Consider the following 18,861-nt stretch of genomic DNA (forward strand, 5'->3'; position numbering starts at 1 on the left):
GGCACACCGATGAGTTCCCCGGCGGCCGGCGGTCATCACTGCGCAGGCATCGTCCGCTCACCGGAGGCAGCGCCATGACCGCCCATGACCCCACGCCCGGCATCCTCGACTTCGAACCGGCCGCCCGCCAGGTCGCCCACCTGCTCGAAGGGGTCAAGGACGATCAGCTCTCCGCCCCCACACCCTGCGAGAAGTACGCCGTACACCACCTCCTGGCCCACCTCGTCGGCCTCACCGCCGCCTTCCGCGACGCGGCGGGCAAGCGGCTGGGGCCGACGACGGACACCGCTCCCGGCGTCGGCATGCCCGTACTCGACGACGACTGGCGCACCCGCCTTCCACGCCAGCTCGACGAGCTCGTGGCGGTCTGGCGCAGGCCGGAGGCCTGGCAGGGCATGACCCGGGCGGGTGGCGTCACGCTGCCCGGGGAGGTCGCGGGGCGGGTCGCCCTGAACGAGATCGTCGTGCACGGGTGGGACCTGGCCCGTGCCACCGGCCAGCCGTACGCACCCGACGTCGCCGCCCTTCAGTCGTCGTACGAGCTGCTGGAGCCGACCGGCGACTCCCCGGGCGACGACGGGATCTTCGGAGCGCCTGTCGACGTACCGCAGGACGCGCCGCTCCTCGACCGGGTCGTCGGGCGCGCGGGCCGCAGTCCGTCCTGGTCGGCTTGACCTTCGACGCGCGGACGCTCGTGGCGGCGGTCAGCCGGCCCAGCGGCCCGAGAGGAAGGTGATGGTGAGGACGGTCGACAGGGGCGTGACGACACACACGTACGCGCTCCGCACCCAGGGCCGGCGCAGGCTCCACGCGGCCAGGAGCACCCACATCGGCCACCACAGGAGCGTGGCGCGCGGGATGGAGGTGTACCAGTACGAGGTGCCGAGCGCCCACAGGCTGAGCCCGATGTACGCGGCCTCCGGCCAGCTGCGCCGTCTCATCAGGACGCCGAGCAGGAGCAGGCCGACGGCCATGGTCACGAGTTCGGCCTGGAACATGACGGCGTAACCGGTGGACTGCGTGTGGGCGAAGGCGGCCTTCCAGGTGTGATGCCACGCCTCCCAGGGGGCGTGGAAGTCGCGGTACCAGCCGCGCTCCTGGGCGTGGCTCCAGGCCATCCAGTCGCCGGTGTGCGTGTGCAGGAACCAGGTGTAGAGGACGGCCGGGAGCCCGGGCAGCGCGATCCACGGAATCGAACGCCACTGCTTGCGGAGGTCTGTCGCGGCGACGAAGTGGACCGCGATCGCCGCCGCGAGGAACAGCCCGCTGACCCGGACGCCGGTGGCCAGGCAGGCCAGAATGCCCGCGAGTGGCCAGTTGTGGCGACGGGCGGCGAGCCAGGCGGGCAGGGCCAGGGCGAGGAAGAGCGACTCGGTGTAGCCGGCGGCCAGGAACACCGCGCACGGAGAGAGCAGGAAGAACAGCACGGTCCGCTGTCCGAGGACGCCGTCGCCGGCGGGCAGATGGAGGCGGGCCGTCCGGGCGAGTGCCAGGACGGCCACGGCGCCCGAGACGAAGGAGATCAGCAGACCGGCGACCGTCCAGTCGGGGATCACGACGTGCACGGCGCGCAGGACGAGCGGGAAGCCGGGGAAGAACGCCTCCCTGTTGTCCCAGTCGTCCTTCCATGGTCCCGCCCCGCCGGGGAAGTAACCTTCCTGCGCTATGTGCAGGTAGTGCCACCAGTCCCACTGGCCCCACGAAGACAGCGTCGTCCCGGCGTCCCTGGTCTTGCGGTCCTCGGGAAACAGCCACCGCGCGCAGTAGGCGGTGGTCCAGATGCCGGCCCGGGTGAGCACGTACAGCAGCAGGACGTTGCGGTCGTCGGGCCCGAGCGCGATCCCGTTCCCCGGCCCTGGCAGGCGCCGACGCAGGCGCCGGAGCCCGGACGCGGCCGTGGGGTCGGTGGCTGTGGATTCTCCCCGTATGGGAGTGCGGGCGGGCTGTGCTGGGGGCCGCAGCGGGGTGGCGGTGGCCATGTCGTACTCCTGGTGCGGGCATCGGGGTCGGGGCATCGGGGCATGCGGGATCGCCCTGCGGCGATACGGCGATGCGGCGGGCAGGGGAGGGGAGGGGTGGTCAGCGCGGCCCGGTGAGGGTCAGTCCCCGGGCGGCGGGCTCAGCGGGCGCCCGACGCCGTATGTGACGGGCTGTCGGACGTTTCCCCGGTCGGTGATTCCGTCGGTGTTCCCGACGGTGTCCCTGTCGATGTCCCGGACGGCGCTTCCGGGGGCTCCGAAGTCGCCGGGGGAGTGGTGCGCGAAAGGGACGACGACGAGGAGGGGAGGGGGGAGGAAGACGGCAACTCCGAAGGGAGACCGGACGGAGGGCCGGACGGAAGACCGGACGGGGTGGAAGCGGGGACGGTGCTGCCGGGGACGTCGCCCGGCAGCAGTGCCGTCACCGCCGCGGCAGTGGAACCGGCGAGGGCGAAACACGCGGTGGCGGCCACGGCGGCCAGGCGGCGCCGGTGGCGCCGGCTGCCGCGCTCGGAGATCACGGCGGCGGGCACGGGCCGCGCGCGGTCCTGCCCGGCGGCGGCCGCGTTCTTGAACACGTTGCTCAAAGGGTCGGGGGACTCAGGCACCGTAGGCCTCCTCAGCGCGCGGATCCTGCAGAAGGTGGGAGAGCGCGGCCCGGCCCCGGGCCAAATGCGTCTTGACCGTGCCGGTGGACAGGCCCGTCTCGGCGGCGATCTGGACGACCGTCAGGTCGCACAAGTAATGCAGGGTCACCGTCCGCCGCTGTTTGGGCGGGAGTTCGCGCAGTGCTGATACCAGCGCGACCTGCTCGGGGCCTGGTCCCGGGTCGGACGGCGGGCCGCCGCGCCGCTGCCAGGCGTCCGCCGAGCGCCGGTGCACACGCCATCTGCTCACCGCCAGCCGCCAGGCCACCGTGCGGATCCACGCCTCGGGTTCGCCGCCGCCGTCGAGCTGCCGCCGCCGGCTCCAGCCCCGGACGAAGGCCTCCTGCACGACGTCCTGGGCCTCGTGCAGGTCGCCGAGCATCACGTACAGCTGCCCGATGAGACGGGACGCCGTATGTGCGTAGAACTCTTCAAACTCCTCGACGGTCAACGACCACTCCTGGATCTCTTCGGTCTCATCGGGCATACGCCCGGGAGCCCGCATCCGGTTGACACGGAAGTCAAAGATCCGGAGTGAGGCCGATCACAGTACGAAAGCGCATACCATGCGGCGCGTCGCATCCATCGCATCATCTCCGACCGAGGGGACTTCAGCGTGCGCACCAAGGTCCTGCCTTCCCTGCTCTGTGCCGGCCTCATAGCGGCGTCCGGTCTGCTGGCCGGTTCACCCGCCGTCGCCGGTTCCCGTTCCGCCGCATCGGTTCCGTCGGCCGACATCCGCGAAAAGCTGGAGCGCATCCCCGGACTGACGGTCGTTTCGGTGGCCGACAAGGGCGGATTCCCCCTCTACACGCTGACGCTGGCCCAGCCCGTCGACCACCGCGAGCCCGGCAGTGGGACCTTCCAGCAGAGATTCACGCTCTGGCACAAGGCCGAGACGGCGCCCGTCGTGCACTACACCGGCGGTTACGGGCTGTCCTCCGGGACCCGCGAGATCACCGCGCTGCTCGGCGCGAACCAGGTCAGTGTGGAGCACCGTTACTTCAACACCTCGCGCCCCGCCGACGTCGACTGGGACGACCTGAACGTCTGGCAGCAGGCGAGCGACGAGCACGCCATCGTCCAGGCGCTCAAGAGCATTTACCGGGCGAAGTGGCTCGGGACCGGCGCGAGCAAGGGCGGAATGACGCAGGTCTACCACGAGCGCTTCTACCCAGGCGACCTGGACGCGGTCGTCGCGTACGTCGCTCCGAACGACGCGAACAACCGCGACGACAACGTCTACGAGAACTTCTTCAGGACGGTCGGCACGCCCGAGTGCCGGACTGCCCTGGACGCCGTACAGCGCGAAATGCTCGTACGGCGCGACGCGATGCTGCCGCGCTTCGAGGCCACGTCCAAGGAGCAGGGCCTCACCTTCGAGTACCTCGGCTCGGCCGACCGCGCCTTCGAGTTCTCGGTGCTCGACCAGGTGTGGAACTTCTGGCAGAGCGGCACGTACACCGACTGCCCGTCGGTCCCCGACGCCAGGAAGGCGACCGACGACGAGCTGTACAAGTGGTCGCTCGACCACGGCCTGAGCATCTACTCGGACCAGGGCAACGGGGCCGAGGGCAGCGGCCCGTACTACCGGCAGGCGGCCTCCCAGCTCGGCTGGGCGGACCTGAGGTTCAAGCACCTGCGCGATGTCCGCAACTACCCGGACATCTACCAGCCCAACTCGGTGCTGCCCGCCGACATGCGCACCTCCTACAACGGCCGGATCATCAAGGACGTCGACCGCTGGGTGGCCACCCGGGGCGAGCGGATGATGTTCGTGTACGGGCAGAACGACCCGTGGAGCGCAGAGCAGTTCAAGCCCAGCAAGCACGACTCGCATCTCTACGTCGCGCCGGACACCAACCACGGCGCGCTCATCTCCAAGCTGACGCCGGACGAGCGGGCCCGGGCCGAGGCCACGGTGAAGCGGTGGGCAGGGCAGTAGTCGCAGGGCATGTAGGCGCAGGTGAGTAGTCGTCGGGCGGTGGGCGCGCCGGGAAGGTGGGCCGTCGGGCGGTGGGCGCGCCGGGAAGGTGGGCCGTCGGGCGGTGGGCGCGCCGGGCCGGTGGAAGGAACAGCCGGCCCGGCGCCCCGGGTCCGCGCGTCAGCGGCTGAGCGCCGCCCTCATCGTCCGCTCGGCGATGGGGGCCGCCAGGCCGTTGCCGCTGACCTCCGAGCGTGCCGCGCCGGAGTCCTCGACGACGACCGCGACCGCCACCTCCTTGCCGGTCGACCTGTCCTTCGCGTACGACGTGAACCAGGCGAACGGCGTCTCGCTGTTGTCGACGCCGTGCTGTGCTGTGCCCGTCTTACCGCCCACCTCGGCGCCGCCGATGCGGGCGTTCGTTCCCGTGCCCTCCTCGACTACCGTGACCATGGCGCTCCGCAGCTGCTCGGCGGTGGACGACGAGACGACCCGCTCGCCGCCGCCGTTCCCGAGATCCTCCAGGGTGTCGCCGTCGCCGTCCGTCACCTTGGAGACCATGTGCGGGGAGGCCAGCTCACCGCCGTTGGCGAGGGCCGCCGAGACCATGGCCATCTGGACCGGCGTCGCCGTCACGTCGAACTGGCCGATGCCTGTCAGCGCCGTCTGCGCCTTGTCCATGCCGTGCGGGTACACGCTCTGCGAGGCCCGCACCGGCACGTCGAGCTTCGCGGTGTTGAAGCCGAACTTCTCCGCCATCGCCTTCACCTTGTCCTGACCGAGGTCGACGGCCAGCTTCGCGAAGACGTTGTTGCACGAGTACTTCAGCGCGGTGCGCAGCGTCGCGTCCTCGCAGGGCGCGGACGCGTTCTCGTTCTTGAGGACGGTCCGGGTGCCGGGCAGCGTGTACGGGTTCGGGCTGTCCGTCCGCTCGTCGACCGACCCGTAGCGCCCGTCCTCCAGCGCGGCGGCGGCCACCACCAGCTTGAATGTCGAGCCCGGCGGCAGCGGCTGCCGCAGCGCCCGGTTGACCATCGGCTTGTCCTTGTCGCCCATCAGCCGCTGCCAGGCGTCGCCGTCCGTGGTGCCGCTGATCTCCGACGGATCGTACGAAGGTGTCGACACCATGCCCAGGATCCGGCCGGTCTTCGGGTCGATCGCGACGGCCGCGCCCTTCTTGTCGCCCAGCGCCTTGTACGCGGCCTTCTGCACGGCGGGGTCGATGGTCGTCACGACGTCACCGGGGTCGCTCTGCTTGCCCATGACCAGGTCGGCCGGGTTCTTCAGCCGGGTGTCGGTCCCGTCGAGGACGTTGCTGTAGATGCCTTCGAGCTGGGTGGCTCCGTACGCCTGCGAGCTGTAGCCGGTGACGGCCGAGTAGAGCTCGCCGTCCGTGTAGGTCCGCTTGTACTCGAGATCGCTCCCCTCCGTCTTCTTCGATCCGGTGACCGGCGAACCGGCCACGATGATGTTCCCGAGCGGCTGCGCGTACTGCGCGATGACGTTCCGCCGGTTGTGCTTGTCGTCCGCGAGGGCCTGGCCTTCGTACGCCTGCACCCAGGTGATGCGCACCAGCAGGGCGAGCACCATCAGCAGGCAGAAGACCGAGGCGTGCCTGATCGTTTTGTTCATCCCGTACGGGAGACGAGCGGGGCGGCCGGTCAGGTTCCCCTATGTCGCGTTTCTCATAGAATCCTCATCTCCGGGGCCGCTCAGCGCGGTGTGATGAAGCCCGACTCGTACGCCGCGATCACCGCCTGTGTACGGTCGCGGGCCCCCGTCTTCGCCAGCACGGCCGCCACGTGGCTCTTGGCCGTCGCCGGGCCGACCCGCAGCCGGTCCGCTATCTCCGCGTTCGTCAGGCCCGTCGTCATCAGCCGCAGCACCTCTGCCTCTCGCTCGGTCAGCCGCGCGGCCCAGGGCGGCGGCGCGGCGGGCCGGCGCCTGGCGTGCTCGGCGGCCAGGCCGCGCACGGCCGCCGGGAAGAGCAGCGAGTCGCTGCGCGCGACCAGCCGCACCGCCTGGACCAGATCCTCGGCGGCAGCGCGCTTGAGCAGGAACCCGGCCGCGCCGGCATGCAGCGCGTCGTACACGTAGGAGTCGTTCTCGAAGGTGGTGACGACGACGATGCGCGGGGGCGCTTCCATGCCCCCGAGGATCTGCTCAGTGGCACGGATGCCGTCGATCTCCGGCATGCGTACGTCCATCAGCACCACGTCGGGCCGCAGCTCGCGCACCACCGACACGGCCTCCGCTCCGGTCGACGCCTCACCCACGACCTCGAGGTCGGGCTCGGCGTCGAGGATGACACCCAGCGCGGTGCGGACCATGCGCTCGTCGTCGGCGAGCACGACCCTGACCGGCGCGTTCATCGCTCTCCTCGGGCGCCGCCGCCGACGGGCAGCCGGGCCGTGAGCCGCCACACGTCGCCGTGCGGTCCCGCTGCGGCGTGGCCGCCGAGCAGGGTGGCCCGCTCGGCTATGCCGGGCAGGCCCCGGCCACCCCCGGGGCGTACCACCGGAGCCCTGCCGGCCAGCGGGTTCTCCATCACTATCTCCAACTCCTCGCCGCTCAGGGCGATCCGTAGCGACACCGGCGCGGTGCCGCCGTGCCGAAGGGCGTTGCTGAGCCCTTCCTGGACGATGCGGTACGCCTCGCGGGACACCGGCTCGGGGGCCCGGGCGGCCGGATCGCCGTCCTGCGTGTACGCGACCTTCACGCCGCTGCGCGCCAGCAGATCGTCCAGTACGCCGAGTGTCGGACCCGGCAGGTCACCGCCCGCGTCCTCGCCCTGACGCAACAGGCCGAGCACAGCGTCCAGTTCGCCCACCGTGCGCCGAGTGGTCTCCTCGATCGCCGTCAGCGCCTCCCGTACGAACTCCACATCACTGTCCAGCACCCTGCGCGCGGCGCCCGCCTGGAGGGTGACCGCGCTCAGCGCGTGCCCCACCGAGTCGTGCAGCTCGCGGGCCAGCCTGTTGCGGACGGCGAGATCCGCGGCACGCCGCTCCACCGCCGCCAGCCGGTCGGCCGGGGTCGGCCCGAGCAGCACCGGTGCCAAGCCGGCCAGCAGCCCACCCGCGAGGGCCGCGCACGCCGCCAGCGCCACCAGCATCGCGATCCCGGCGACCGGGGCGAGCGCCATCGCCCACGCGTGGTCGAGGACTTCGGGAAGGCCGAGCGGGGTGTCGCGCAGCCAGTTCACCAGGGGCAGGACGATCAGTACGCCCGCGAGGGGCGGCACCGCGAGCGTCATGCCGCTGATGATTCCGCCGAGCCCCAGATGCAGCGTGAACCAGCCCGCGGTCCGTACCCGCGCCGCCCTGGACCGGGCGGGCCCGTCGGCCAGACTCCCGCCGGGCACCCTGCACAACGCCCGTACGGCGCCCACCGACAGGGGCCTCACCAAAGGGAAGAACGCGGTGAGGGCGGCGACGGGCAGCGCGACGCCGAAGGCGGCGAACTGCAGGGAGGCGGAGGTGAAGACGTTCCGGTTGCCGATGAACGGGCCGACGAAGACGCTGCCGAGGAGGAAGTACGGCATCGACAGCGCGCCGCCGAGGATCAGATGGATCCAGCGCAGCCGGGCCCGCGCCCCGAACAACCGCTTCACGCCGCGCGTCCCCGTATCTGTCCCCGCACCAGGCCCTCTGCCCGGCCCTCCGCCCGTCCCCCTGCCCTTCCGCCCTGCCCGCGCCGCCGAAGAAAGGAGGTGCCGGTGGCCAGGACGACGAGACCGGCGATCACCTGGACAGCGTAGGTCAGCAGCATCAGCGAGGTGGCCTGATCGGCCCCATCGGCCGCGGGCATCGCGGAGGCGGTGAGCAGCCAGCCGCCCCAGCAGCCGAGGGCGCCCGAGCCCACCCAGGCGAGCGCCAGCGGCGTCCGCACCGCCAGACCGTGACCCCGCCTCAGGGCGAGCGTCAGAACGCCGGCCACCGTGACGGCGGCGAACAGGACGTAAGTCCCTTCAAGAAGATAGAAATCCGTTGTACGCCCCTCGGCCCGGCCCTCGCTGAGCCCGGTGGCCGAACCGGCGGCCCACATCGCGTGCGGTACGGCGGCAAACACCGCGAGCACGGACCCGGCCACGCCTGCCGCCCTCAGCCGGGGCCCGACGGCGGACTCGGGCAGCTCCCCGACGGTGCCCCGCCACAAGTGGCACCACCGGTCCCGTGCGTACCAGGCGAAGAGGATGCCCAGCGCGATGGCCTGGACGATGAAGCCGGTGTACACGACGCCGAAGACCCATTCGGCGAGGAACGGTTCGCCGGCGGCCGGTGTGCTTTCGGCACTGGTGAACACCTTCACCAGCACCTGGAGCGGAAACCCGGTCACGATCGGTGTCAGCAGTCCTGTCGCCACCCACATCGGCAGCGCGAGGAGCCACGCCGGGACGCGCCTGCCCCAGTCCTGCGTCAGCAGCAGGGCCAGGACGACGACGGCCGCGTCCATCAGCACCGTGGCGCTGTTGGCGGCGGCCATCAGGCCGGGGCGGTCGAGGAGCACACTGCCGTCCGGGATTCCGATGCGGCTGCCGGCGATCCAGGCGACCTTGAGCGCGACGTACGGGACGCAGGAGATGACGGCGGCCGCGCGCAGCATGGCGCGCGTGCGGCCGACGGGGGCCGGGCGAAGTCCCCGGGGCGTGGAAGCGGGCGTGGTCTCTGTCATGACACCCACGCTCCCGGACCGGCCGCCGCCGCACCTCCCGCGCAGCGGTGAACCGCCTCCCCCGCGCGGGGGAGAACGCTCAGCCGGTGAGGGTGAGGACCACCTCGTCGATCTCCTCCCCGCGGGCGTTCGCGAACCCCCGGTCGTGCCCGGTGACCGTGAACCCGCACTTCTCCAGCACGCGCACCGACCCGCTGTTGTCCGCGGCGGCCCGTGCGAACAGCGGCCGCTCCGGGACGAGTTCGAGCAGCTCGCGCAGAGCGGCGGTGGCCACGCCGCGGCCCCAGTGGGCACGGTCGATCCAGTACGTCACCTGGAGGTCGCCCGGTTCTCCGTACACGCAGACGCTGCCGACTGCCTCGCCGTCGGCGAGCACGGTCCGTACCACGTACTCGGCGATGTTGCGCTTCCAGTGCGCGTCGAACCTGGCCCGGTCCACGGGGTCCGCCGGGCCGAAGGCAGCCATGCGCTTCGCCTCCGGGTCCTGGAACTGGGTGAAGAACAGATCGAGGTCACCCGGCCGCACCTCGCGCAGCGTCACGGCGAGAGTCACGTCAGAGCCTCCGGGTGGCGAGCGTCAGCCGATCCCGTGCGTCGAACAGGGCGTCCTTGACCATCTGTTCGTGCGCCGGGGTGAGCCGCGCGACCGGCACCGAGCAGCTGATCGCGTCGCGGGCCGGGGTCCGGTAGGGGATCGCCACGCCGAAGCAGCGCAGGCCCAGGGTGTTCTCCTCGCGGTCCACGGCGTACCCCCGCTCGCGGACGAGGTGCAGCTCCTGGATGAGCTTCTCGCGGTCGGTGATGGTGTGTTCGGTGAGCGCCGGCAGGGTCTCCGGCAGCAGCTTGCGCACCTGCTCGTCCGTGTGCGTGGCGAGCAGCGCCTTGCCGAGGGACGTCGAGTGCGCGGGCAGCCGGCGGCCGACGCGTGTGAAGGGGCGCAGGTAGTGCTGGGACTGGCGGGTCGCGAGGTACACGACATTCGTACCGTCGAGCCGCGCCAGGTGGATCGTCTCCGTCGTGTCGTCGGAGAGCCGGTCGAGCGTGGGGCGGGCGGAGGCCACGACCTCGTCGCCGTCGATGTACGACGTACCGACGAGCAGGGCGCGAACGCCGATGCCGTACCGCGTGCCCGTCGCGTCCGTCTCCACCCAGCCGAGCTCGACCAGCGTGCGCAGCAGCATGTAGAGGCTGGACTTGGGGTACCCGACGGCTTCCTGGACGGCAGCGAGGGAGTGCATGCCGGGGCGGCCGGCGAAGAATTCGAGCAACTCCACGGTCCGCACCGCCGATTTGACCTGCGCACCGCCCGTATCGGCAGTTGACATTGAGCCTCGCCCCTTCTTGACCACTCAGAACGTCCGTTAATAGAGTCCCAGCATATTCAGTATCAGGAACTCTGTTCAGAATATCGAACAGCTGGAAGGACGCCACGGTGGCAGCAACACCAGTCTGGAGTGTCGACCCCCGAACGGGGAAGCCGCGTGAGCAGGTCGCGGTCGAAGCCACAGTGGAGGAGGTCGACCGCGCGGTGCGGGCCGCGCACGCCGTTCGCCCCGCCCTCGCCGACCGCACGGCGCGGGCCGCCCTGCTCCGTACCGCCGCCGGGTTCCTCGACGAGGCCGCGCAGCACGTCGTGGAGGCGGCCGACGCGGAGACAGCGCTCGGCCCGACGCGGCTGACCGGCGAGCTCGCCCGCACCACGGCTCAGCTCAGGGCGTTCGCGGACGTCGTCGACGAGGGCGCCTTCCTGGACATCAGGATCGACCACGAGGACGGGACGAAGACTCCGCCCTGGCCCGACCTGCGCCGCTACAAGATCCCTCTGGGCGTCGTCGCCGTCTACTCCGCCAGCAACTTCCCGCTCGCCTTCTCGGTGCCCGGCGGCGACACCGCGAGCGCGCTCGCGGCGGGCTGCCCGGTCGTCGTCAAGGCGCATCCCGACCACCCCGCGACGTCGGAACTCTGCGCGTCCGTACTGCGCCGGGCGGCGGCCCGAGTGGGGCTCCCCGAGGACGTGGTGGTCCTCGTCCACGGCTTCGACGCGGGCGTCGAGCTGGTGCGGCACCCGCTGGTCGCGGCCGCCGGTTTCACCGGTTCGGTGCGCGGCGGCCGGGCGCTGTTCGACGCGGCGGCGGCCCGGCCCGCGCCGATCCCCTTCCACGGCGAACTCGGTTCCCTCAACCCGGTCGTGATCACAGCGGCCGCAGCCGAGGAGAGGGCCGAGCAGATCGGGGCCGGCCTCGCGGGCTCCATGACGCTGGGCGAGGGACAGTTCTGCACCAAGCCCGGCTTCGTCCTGGCGCCGGACGGTGAGGCCGGCGACCGGCTGCTGAAGTCCCTCACCGCGGCCGTCAGCGACACCGACCCGGGCGTCATGCTGGACCACCGCATGCGGGACGCGTTCCTCGCCGGTGTACGGGAACGGGCCGAGCTCCCGGACACCGAAGCCCCGGTGACCCCGGGCGCGGGCGGCGAACACACGGTCAGCGCGGGCTTCCTGACCGTACCGGCGCGGCTGCTGGCCACCGAAGGCGCGCACGACCTGCTCCTCGAGGAGTGCTTCGGGCCGGTCACGGTGGTCGCGCGCTACGAAGACCCGGCGGAGATCGGAGCGGTGCTCTCCCGACTGCCGGGCAACCTGACCGCCACGCTCCAGCTCTCCACGGAGGAGCTGGCGGGCGACGGAGAGACGGGGGCCGGCCTTCTCGCGGAGCTGACGCCGCTCGCGGGGCGCGTCCTGGTCAACGGGTGGCCGACGGGGGTGGCGGTCGCACCCGCCCAGCACCATGGCGGCCCGTACCCGGCGACGACGTCGACGTCGACGTCGGTGGGCGCGACGGCGGTCGAGCGGTGGCTGCGGCCGGTCACCTACCAGTCGACGCCGGAGGCGCTGCTGCCGGTGGAGCTGCGCGACGCGAACCCGCAGGGGCTGCCGCGGCGGGTCGGCGACCGGCGGGAGTAGCCGGGGAACGGCGGGACCGGGCGGGAGTGTCGGGAGCAGGCGGAGTGGGCGCGCGTGGGCCGGTCCTGCGGGGCTTGATTGCCTGGCCGCCCCCTCCGGGATCAGCAGCACGGCCGGCCCGCTCCAGCGGACTCGGGTACGGCCGACTCGCTGCGCCGGCACCTGCTGCGCAAGGCCGGCCCGACCCCGACCGCCACCGCCCGAGACCCACCGGTCGGCCGTCAGCCGCCTCGCCGCCCCCTGGCCCTGGCCCGGGAATGAGTCGCGCCCGGAACGTGTTGAGGCGTGAGCGGAGGGTGCCTCCGCGCCCCTCACGTACCCTCTGACCTGGAGTGAAGAAGCACATGCGCGTCGAGATCTGGAGCGACATCGCCTGCCCGTGGTGCTACATCGGCAAGGCGCGCTTCGAGAAGGGGCTGGCCGCCTTCCCGCACCGCGACGACGTCGAGGTGGTGCACCGCTCCTTCGAGCTCGACCCCGCGAGCCCCAAGGGCGTCACGGACTCGGTGACCGACATGCTGGCCAGGAAGTACGGACGTACGCACGAGGAAGTGCTGGCCATGGAGCAGCAGGTCGCCTCACACGCGCACTCCGAAGGCCTCGGCTTCCTGACCGAGGGCCGTGACCACGGCAACACCTTCGACATCCACCGGCTGCTGCACCTGGCGAGGGCGCGCGGTCGTCAGGAGGCGCTGCTGGACCTCGTCCTCCGCGCCAACTTCGCCGAGCAGCGGTCCGTCTTCGACCAGCGCGTACTGCTGGAGCTGGCCGGGGAGGCCGGACTCGACGCCGAGGAGGCGCGGGCGGTGCTGGCCGACGAGAGCGCGTACGCCGACGAGGTGCGCGGCGACGAGAGCGAGGCCGCGGAGCTGGGGGCGAACAGCGTGCCGTTCTTCGTCTTCGACCGGCGTTACGGGATCTCCGGCGGCCAGCCCGCCGAGGTCTTCACCCAGGCCCTCGAGCAGGCGTGGGCGAGCCGCGTCGCCGACAGCACCACGAGCAACGTATAAGCATCGCTTGGAGATATTCGTCAAATATACTCAATAGACGGGGAGTTGCGGAGGTAGCACAGTAGGGGGGCATGAAGCCCCTTACTCTCACCGAAGCCGTGAGCGCGGAATTCGCGCCGGAGACCACGTACCTCAACACCTCCAGCTGCGGGCTGCTGCCACGGCGCGGCGTCGAGGCCGTCAAGGCCGCGACCGAGCTGAACGCGACGGGCAGCCCCGACGGCGGGAGCAGCTACGACGCCGTGGCCGCCGCCCGCGCCGCATACGGGCGGCTCGTCGATGTCCCCGGGGAACGGGTCGCCGTCGGAAGCTCGGTGGCCGTGCATGTCGGGCTGATCGCCGCCTCGCTGCCCGCCGGAGCCGAAGTCCTGTGCCCCGAGGGTGATTTCGCCTCGGTGGTCACCCCCTTCGCGGTCCGCGGCGACCTCAAGACGCGGTACGTGCCGCTGGAGTCTCTGGCCGAGTCGGTGCGCCCGGAGACCGCGCTGGTGGCCTTCTCCGCGGTGCAGTCCGCCGACGGCCGCGTCGCCGACCTGTCCGCCGTACGGGCCGCAGCCGCCGCCCACGGCGCCCGTACGCTCGTCGACGCGACCCAGGCGGTGGGCTGGCTGCCCTTCGGGGCGGGCGGCTTCGACTACACCGTCGCCGGGGGGTACAAGTACCTGATGGCGCCGCGCGGCGTGTCGTTCCTCACCGTCGGCGAAGAGGCGCAGGAGAACCTCACGCCGTTCCACGCGGGGTGGATGTCCGGCGAGGACATCTGGGCCAGCACCTACGGTCCCGTCCAAGAACTCGCCCGCAGCGCGCGCCGGTTCGACGAGCCGCCGCCCTTCCTGCCGTACGTCGGCGTCGAGCAGTCCCTCGCGTTCCTGGAAGAGGTCGGCGTCGAGAACGTGCGGGACCACAATCTCGCGCTCGCCGCGCGCTACCGCGAAGGACTCGCCTCCCTCGGCCGCACCCCGGTTTCCGCCGACTCCGTGGTCGTCGCGGCCCCGGGCCTCGCGCACCGGCTCGACGCGCTGACGGCGGCGGACATCGTCGTCTCGGTCCGCGCGGGCAACCTGCGGGCGTCCTTCCACCTCTACAACACCGGCGCCGACGTGGACCGGGTGCTGGAGGTCCTCGCGGGCTGAAACACCGCCCCGGGGCGGGCCCGGACCGTCCGGGCCCGCCCCGGACCGTAGCGCGCGGGCCCGCCTACTCCCCGGCGTCGCACGCGCCGTCGGCCGCCGCCGCACGCGCCTGCGGGCAGAGGTTGCCTTCGATGTGGGCCAGCAGCCTCAGCAGTTCCTTGCGCTCGTCGTCGTCGAGTCCGGCCAGCGTGACGTCCTCCAGCTCCCGCCACGCCTGTTCCACCTGCGCCTTCAGGCCACAGCTGGCGCCGGTCGCCTCGACCAGCGCGGCCCGCCGGTCGGCGGGGTCGGGGCAGCGGCGTACATGGCCCGACTGCTCCAGGCGCTGCAGCATCTTCGTCACCGTCGACGGGTCGAGGCCGACCGCCTTGATCAGCTCCGACTGGCGCACCGGACCCGCGTCCCACAGATGCATCATCACGAATTCCTGACCCGGGTAGAGGCCGAGATCGCGCAGGAGCCTGCCCGCGGCGATGCGGTGGAGCCGCGCCGTCTGGGAGATGGAGTGGCTGACCGGGCCGCCGCTCGCGGCGCTCGGAGGCTCGGGACAGGCGGGGTCGGCCGTCATGGGAACTCCTTGTCGGGACTGTCTGGAGCAACTTTACCTTGGTCGGCCAAGTAATGCGCTACAGTGGCTCTCGCCGGATTACTTGGCCGACCACATATCTCTTCCGGAGGCTTCGCCATGCCCACCGCTTTCGATTCGTTCGACCTGTCGGGTACGCCGCTCGCCAACCGCATCGTGATGGCGCCGATGACCCGCAGCCGCGCCGGCGAGGGCGGCGTACCGACCGAGCTCACCACCGAGTACTACACCCAGCGCGCCTCCGCCGGCCTGATCGTCACCGAAGGCGTCCAGCCCTCGGTCGTCGGCCAGGGATACCCGTTCACCCCCGGCCTGCACAGCGCCGAGCAGACCGCGGGCTGGCGCGAGGTCACCGACGCCGTGCACGCCGCGGGCGGCCGGATCTACGCCCAGCTCATGCACTCCGGCCGCATCGGCCACCCCGTCCTCCTGCCCGACGGGCTGGTCCCGGTCGCCCCGTCCGCCGTCGCCCCCGCCGGTCAGCTCTACACGGCCGAGGGCATGAAGGACTTCGTCACCCCGCGCGAGCTCACCGGCGCGGAGGTGCGTGAGACCATCGCCGACTACGCGGCGGCCGCCCGCAACGCCATCGACGCCGGCTTCGACGGCGTCGAGCTGCACGGCGCCAACGGCTACCTGATCCACCAGTTCCTCTCCACCAACACCAACCTGCGCACCGACGAGTGGGGCGGCTCCGTGGAGAACCGCGTCCGCTTCGCCGTCGAGGTCACCAAGGCGGTCGCGGAGGCCGTCGGTGCCGGCCGCACCGGCCTGCGGATCTCGCCCGCCAACCCGTACAACGACATCGCCGAGACCGACACCGACCTCGTCTACCCGGCGCTCGTCGAGGCCATAGCCCCGCTCGGCCTCGCGTACCTGCACGCCGTCGAGGTCGCCCCGGAGCGGCGCGAGCTGCTGCTGGAACTGCGCGCGAAGTTCTCCGGCGCCTTCATCCTCAACCCGGCGACCGAGGGCCCCACGGACCACGGCTCGCTCGGCCTCGTCGAGGAGGGTGTGGCCGACCTCGTCGCGTACGGAGCGCTCTTCCTCGCCAACCCGGACCTGCCGGCCCGGCTGCGGACCGAGGGCCCGTACAACACCCCGGACCCGGCCTCCTTCTTCGGCGGGGACCACAAGGGCTACACCGACTATCCGGCGCTGGCTGCCTGAAGCGGCCCGAAGGCCTGAAGGGCCAGATGCCCCCGGAGCGCGAAACGCACGGCGGGCGGGACCGGTTCCGTCGAACCGGTCCCGCCCGCCCTGCCACGCTCGCCCCCGCAGGCCTCACCTCACCGGCGTGAAGTCCCTCGCGCCGATGAAGTCCGGCCGCGGTACGGGGGCCGCGAACGGCTCGACCGCCGTGTTCTCCACGCTGTTGAAGACGATGAAGACGTTGCTGCGCGCGTACGGCGTGATGTTGTCGCCCGATCCGTGCATCGCGTTGCAGTCGAACCAGGTCGCCGAACCGGCCTTGCCCGTGAAGAGCCTGATGCCGTGCCGGTCCGCCATGCGCGTCAGTACCTCGTCCGACGGGATTCCGGCGTCCTGCATCTGCAGCGAGCGCTTGTAGTTGTCCTTGGGCGTCTCGCCCGCGCAGCCCAGGAACTCCTTGTGCGACCCGGGCATGATCATCAGGCCGCCGTTGGTGTCGTAGTTCTCGGTCAGCGCGATCGAGACGGACACGGTCCGCATGTTCGGCAGACCGTCCTCGGCGTGCCACGTCTCGAAGTCCGAGTGCCAGTAGAAGCCCGAAGCCCCGAAGCCCGGCTTGACGTTGATCCGCGACTGGTGGACGTACACGTCCGAGCCGAGGATCTGGCGGGCCGTGCCGACGACCCGCGGGTCCCGCACGAGCTGCGCGAAGACCTCACTGATGCGGTGCACCTCGAAGACCGACCGTACGTCCCTCGACTTGGGCTCGATGATCGAGCGCTCGTCCGCCCGCACCCCGGGGTCGCTGACCAGCCGGTCCAGCTCCGCCCGGTAGAGCGGCACCTCTTCCGGGGTGATCAGCTGGTCGACGGCGAGGAAACCGTCCCGCTCGAAGCCCGTCAGCTCGGCGGCCTCGAGGGGCCCCGGCGCGCCGGGCGCGGACCAGACGACCGGGTCCTGGCGGGGAGTGATCACCTCGGCGGCGCCGCGCGTCGGGTAGAGGTCGGCGCGTGGGGTCTCGGTGCGTGCGGTCAGTACGTCGGTCATGGTTCAGACCTCCTCGGTCAGCAGCGGGTAGACACCGTTCTCGTCGTGGTCCTCCCGTCCGGTGACGGGAGGGTTGAAGACGCATACGCACCGGAAATCGGTCTTGGGGCGCATGGTGTGGCGCTCGTGGCCGTCCAGCAGGTACATCGTGCCCGGTGAGATCCAGTGGGTTTCGCCGGTCTCGTCGTTGGTGAGCTCGGCCTCGCCCTCCGTGCACAGGACGGCCTCGATGTGGTTCGCGTACCACATCGACGTCTCCGTACCCGCGTACAGCACGGTCTCGTGGAGCGAGAAGCCGACCTTCTCCTTGGCGAGCACGATGCGCTTGCTCTCCCAGGTGCCGGACGCGGCCTTCACGTGGCGGTCGGTGCCCTCAATGTCCTTGAACGATCGGACTATCACGGTGCGTTGAGCCCTTCTGTGGTACTTCGTTACTTCGTTGCCGCGATGACGCCGTCAGGCGGTCTCGCGGACCGAGCGGGCGAGGACGCGCAGCCCCTCGTCCAGCTCGTCGGGGGAGATGGTGAGCGCCGGCAGCAGCTTTACGACCTCGCTCTCCGGACCCGAGGTCTCCAGCAGCATGCCGAGTTCGAAGGCGCGGCGGCAGACCGCCGTGGCACGTGCCTTGTCGGTGAACTCCATGCCCCAGACCAGGCCGCGGCCCCGGAAGCTGACACCGGCCTCGGCGTTCTCGTCGGCGATGGCCAGCAGTGCCCGCTCGACCTGCTCGCCGCGGGCCAGAGTCTGCTTCTCCATCTGGCCGTCGGCCCAGTAGGTGTTGAGCGTGGCGGTGGCGGTGACGAAGGCCGGGTTGTTGCCGCGGAAGGTGCCGTTGTGCTCGCCCGGCTCCCAGACGTCCAGCTCGGGCTTGAAGAGGCAGAGCGACATGGGCATGCCGTAACCGCTGATCGACTTCGACAGGGTGACGATGTCCGGGGTGATGCCGGCCTCCTCGAAGGAGAAGAAGCCGCCGGTACGGCCGCAGCCCATCTGGATGTCGTCGACGATCAGCAGCATGTCCTGGCGGTGGCACAGCTCCTGGAGCGCGCGCAGCCACTCCGCGCGGGCGACGTTGATGCCGCCCTCGCCCTGCACCGTCTCGACGATCACCGCGGCGGGCTTGTTGAGGCCCGAGCCCTGGTCGTCGAGCAGCCGCTCGAACCACAGGAAGTCCTCGACCGTGCCGTCGAAGTAGTTGTCGAACGGCATCGGCGTGCCGTGCACCAGCGGTATACCGGCGCCGGCCCGCTTGAACGCGTTGCCGGTGACGGCGAGCGAGCCGAGCGACATGCCGTGGAAGGCGTTGGTGAAGGACACGACCGACTCGCGGCCCTTGACCTTGCGGGCCAGCTTCAGCGCGGCCTCGACGGCGTTGGTGCCTGTCGGGCCCGGGAACATCACCTTGTACGGCAGGTCGCGCGGCCGCAGGATCACGTTCTCGAAGGTCTCGAGGAAGGCGCGCTTGGCGGTCGTCGCCATGTCCAGGCCGTGGGTGATGCCGTCGCGCTCGATGTAGTCGATCAGCGCCCGTTTCAGCACGGGGTTGTTGTGGCCGTAGTTGAGCGACCCGGCGCCGGCGAAGAAGTCGAGGTAGGTGTGGCCGTCCTCGTCATGGAGGTGGCTGCCCTGCGCGCGGTCGAACACGGCCGGCCAGCCGCGGCAGTAGCTGCGTACCTCGGATTCCAGGGTCTCGAAGACGCTGAGGGCGGGGGGAGTGATGGTCACGGCGGTCTCCTGGGAGAGAGAA

The 18,861-nt window shown here is 71.3% G+C and carries 18 protein-coding genes; 6 read left to right on the plus strand and 12 right to left on the minus strand.

Annotation, left to right across the window (positions count from 1 at the left end):
- Nucleotides 1–74: 74 nt before the first annotated feature.
- Nucleotides 75–674 carry a TIGR03086 family metal-binding protein gene (locus tag ACWIHY_RS19580; RefSeq protein WP_454376893.1) on the plus strand — a complete coding sequence of 200 codons (600 nt, stop codon included), beginning with the start codon at nucleotides 75–77 and terminating at the stop codon, nucleotides 672–674.
- Nucleotides 675–704: 30 nt separating this feature from the next.
- Here the strand turns inward: ACWIHY_RS19580 and ACWIHY_RS19585 are convergent, their stop codons facing one another.
- Both ACWIHY_RS19585 and ACWIHY_RS19590 read right to left on the minus strand, forming a co-directional pair.
- Nucleotides 705–1,979 (minus strand): mannosyltransferase family protein, encoded by a 1,275-nt coding sequence (locus ACWIHY_RS19585; protein WP_454376894.1) that lies wholly within the window; start codon nucleotides 1,977–1,979, stop codon nucleotides 705–707.
- Between the two features lie 600 nt (nucleotides 1,980–2,579).
- Nucleotides 2,580–3,077, minus strand: a complete 498-nt coding sequence (locus ACWIHY_RS19590) for a SigE family RNA polymerase sigma factor (RefSeq protein WP_454376997.1) — start codon at nucleotides 3,075–3,077, stop codon at nucleotides 2,580–2,582.
- A gap of 165 nt (nucleotides 3,078–3,242) precedes the next feature.
- Between ACWIHY_RS19590 and ACWIHY_RS19595 the strand changes: the two genes are divergently transcribed.
- Nucleotides 3,243–4,571, plus strand: a complete 1,329-nt coding sequence (locus ACWIHY_RS19595; protein ID WP_454376895.1) for a S28 family serine protease — start codon at nucleotides 3,243–3,245, stop codon at nucleotides 4,569–4,571.
- Between the two features lie 159 nt (nucleotides 4,572–4,730).
- Here ACWIHY_RS19595 and ACWIHY_RS19600 read toward each other — a convergent pair whose 3' ends face one another.
- The 6 genes from ACWIHY_RS19600 to ACWIHY_RS19625 all read right to left on the minus strand — a co-directional run bounded on the left by ACWIHY_RS19600 (nucleotide 4,731) and on the right by ACWIHY_RS19625 (nucleotide 10,549).
- Complete coding sequence (locus ACWIHY_RS19600) at nucleotides 4,731–6,182, minus strand: penicillin-binding transpeptidase domain-containing protein (RefSeq protein ID WP_454376896.1); 1,452 nt, start codon at nucleotides 6,180–6,182, stop codon at nucleotides 4,731–4,733.
- An 80-nt stretch (nucleotides 6,183–6,262) separates the two neighbouring features.
- Nucleotides 6,263–6,922 carry a response regulator gene (locus ACWIHY_RS19605; protein ID WP_454376897.1) on the minus strand — a complete coding sequence of 220 codons (660 nt, stop codon included), beginning with the start codon at nucleotides 6,920–6,922 and terminating at the stop codon, nucleotides 6,263–6,265.
- Nucleotides 6,919–8,163, minus strand: coding sequence for a sensor histidine kinase (locus ACWIHY_RS19610; RefSeq protein WP_454376898.1), 1,245 nt, complete (start codon nucleotides 8,161–8,163; stop codon nucleotides 6,919–6,921). The genes ACWIHY_RS19605 and ACWIHY_RS19610 overlap by 4 nt, the downstream gene beginning before the upstream one ends.
- Entirely contained in the window at nucleotides 8,160–9,224 is a 1,065-nt protein-coding gene (locus ACWIHY_RS19615) for a hypothetical protein (protein WP_454376899.1), read from the minus strand. Before ACWIHY_RS19615 ends, ACWIHY_RS19610 begins: the two co-directional genes overlap by 4 nt.
- 79 nt (nucleotides 9,225–9,303) lie before the next feature.
- Nucleotides 9,304–9,777: a GNAT family N-acetyltransferase gene (locus tag ACWIHY_RS19620; RefSeq protein WP_454376900.1), complete on the minus strand. Its 474-nt coding sequence runs from the start codon at nucleotides 9,775–9,777 to the stop codon at nucleotides 9,304–9,306.
- A gap of 1 nt (nucleotide 9,778) precedes the next feature.
- Nucleotides 9,779–10,549 carry an IclR family transcriptional regulator gene (locus ACWIHY_RS19625; protein WP_454376901.1) on the minus strand — a complete coding sequence of 257 codons (771 nt, stop codon included), beginning with the start codon at nucleotides 10,547–10,549 and terminating at the stop codon, nucleotides 9,779–9,781.
- 107 nt (nucleotides 10,550–10,656) lie between these two features.
- On the opposite strand from ACWIHY_RS19625, the gene ACWIHY_RS19630 reads away from it, so the two are divergent.
- The 3 genes from ACWIHY_RS19630 to ACWIHY_RS19640 all read left to right on the plus strand — a co-directional run bounded on the left by ACWIHY_RS19630 (nucleotide 10,657) and on the right by ACWIHY_RS19640 (nucleotide 14,329).
- Nucleotides 10,657–12,186, plus strand: a complete 1,530-nt coding sequence (locus ACWIHY_RS19630) for an aldehyde dehydrogenase (NADP(+)) (protein ID WP_454376902.1) — start codon at nucleotides 10,657–10,659, stop codon at nucleotides 12,184–12,186.
- Nucleotides 12,187–12,530: 344 nt separating this feature from the next.
- On the plus strand, nucleotides 12,531–13,196 hold the full coding sequence (locus ACWIHY_RS19635) for a DsbA family oxidoreductase (RefSeq protein WP_454376998.1): 666 nt from the start codon (nucleotides 12,531–12,533) through the stop codon (nucleotides 13,194–13,196).
- Between the two features lie 71 nt (nucleotides 13,197–13,267).
- On the plus strand, nucleotides 13,268–14,329 hold the full coding sequence (locus ACWIHY_RS19640; RefSeq protein WP_454376903.1) for an aminotransferase class V-fold PLP-dependent enzyme: 1,062 nt from the start codon (nucleotides 13,268–13,270) through the stop codon (nucleotides 14,327–14,329).
- A gap of 64 nt (nucleotides 14,330–14,393) precedes the next feature.
- Here the strand turns inward: ACWIHY_RS19640 and ACWIHY_RS19645 are convergent, their stop codons facing one another.
- Nucleotides 14,394–14,897 (minus strand): MarR family winged helix-turn-helix transcriptional regulator, encoded by a 504-nt coding sequence (locus ACWIHY_RS19645; RefSeq protein WP_454376904.1) that lies wholly within the window; start codon nucleotides 14,895–14,897, stop codon nucleotides 14,394–14,396.
- 117 nt (nucleotides 14,898–15,014) lie between these two features.
- Between ACWIHY_RS19645 and ACWIHY_RS19650 the strand changes: the two genes are divergently transcribed.
- Complete coding sequence (locus ACWIHY_RS19650; protein WP_454376905.1) at nucleotides 15,015–16,085, plus strand: alkene reductase; 1,071 nt, start codon at nucleotides 15,015–15,017, stop codon at nucleotides 16,083–16,085.
- A gap of 114 nt (nucleotides 16,086–16,199) precedes the next feature.
- On the opposite strand, the gene thpD is transcribed toward ACWIHY_RS19650, so the two are convergent.
- Genes thpD through ectB form a run of 3 tightly spaced genes read right to left on the minus strand, consistent with a single transcriptional unit; the run spans nucleotide 16,200 to nucleotide 18,839 of the window.
- Nucleotides 16,200–17,114 carry an ectoine hydroxylase gene (thpD, locus tag ACWIHY_RS19655; protein WP_454376906.1) on the minus strand — a complete coding sequence of 305 codons (915 nt, stop codon included), beginning with the start codon at nucleotides 17,112–17,114 and terminating at the stop codon, nucleotides 16,200–16,202.
- A 3-nt stretch (nucleotides 17,115–17,117) separates the two neighbouring features.
- Nucleotides 17,118–17,516: an ectoine synthase gene (locus ACWIHY_RS19660; protein WP_214899606.1), complete on the minus strand. Its 399-nt coding sequence runs from the start codon at nucleotides 17,514–17,516 to the stop codon at nucleotides 17,118–17,120.
- Between the two features lie 54 nt (nucleotides 17,517–17,570).
- Nucleotides 17,571–18,839 (minus strand): diaminobutyrate--2-oxoglutarate transaminase, encoded by a 1,269-nt coding sequence (ectB, locus tag ACWIHY_RS19665; RefSeq protein WP_454376907.1) that lies wholly within the window; start codon nucleotides 18,837–18,839, stop codon nucleotides 17,571–17,573.
- Between the last annotated feature and the right edge of the window lie 22 nt (nucleotides 18,840–18,861).

It is taken from the genome of Streptomyces sp. NPDC055287, from assembly GCF_053646035.1.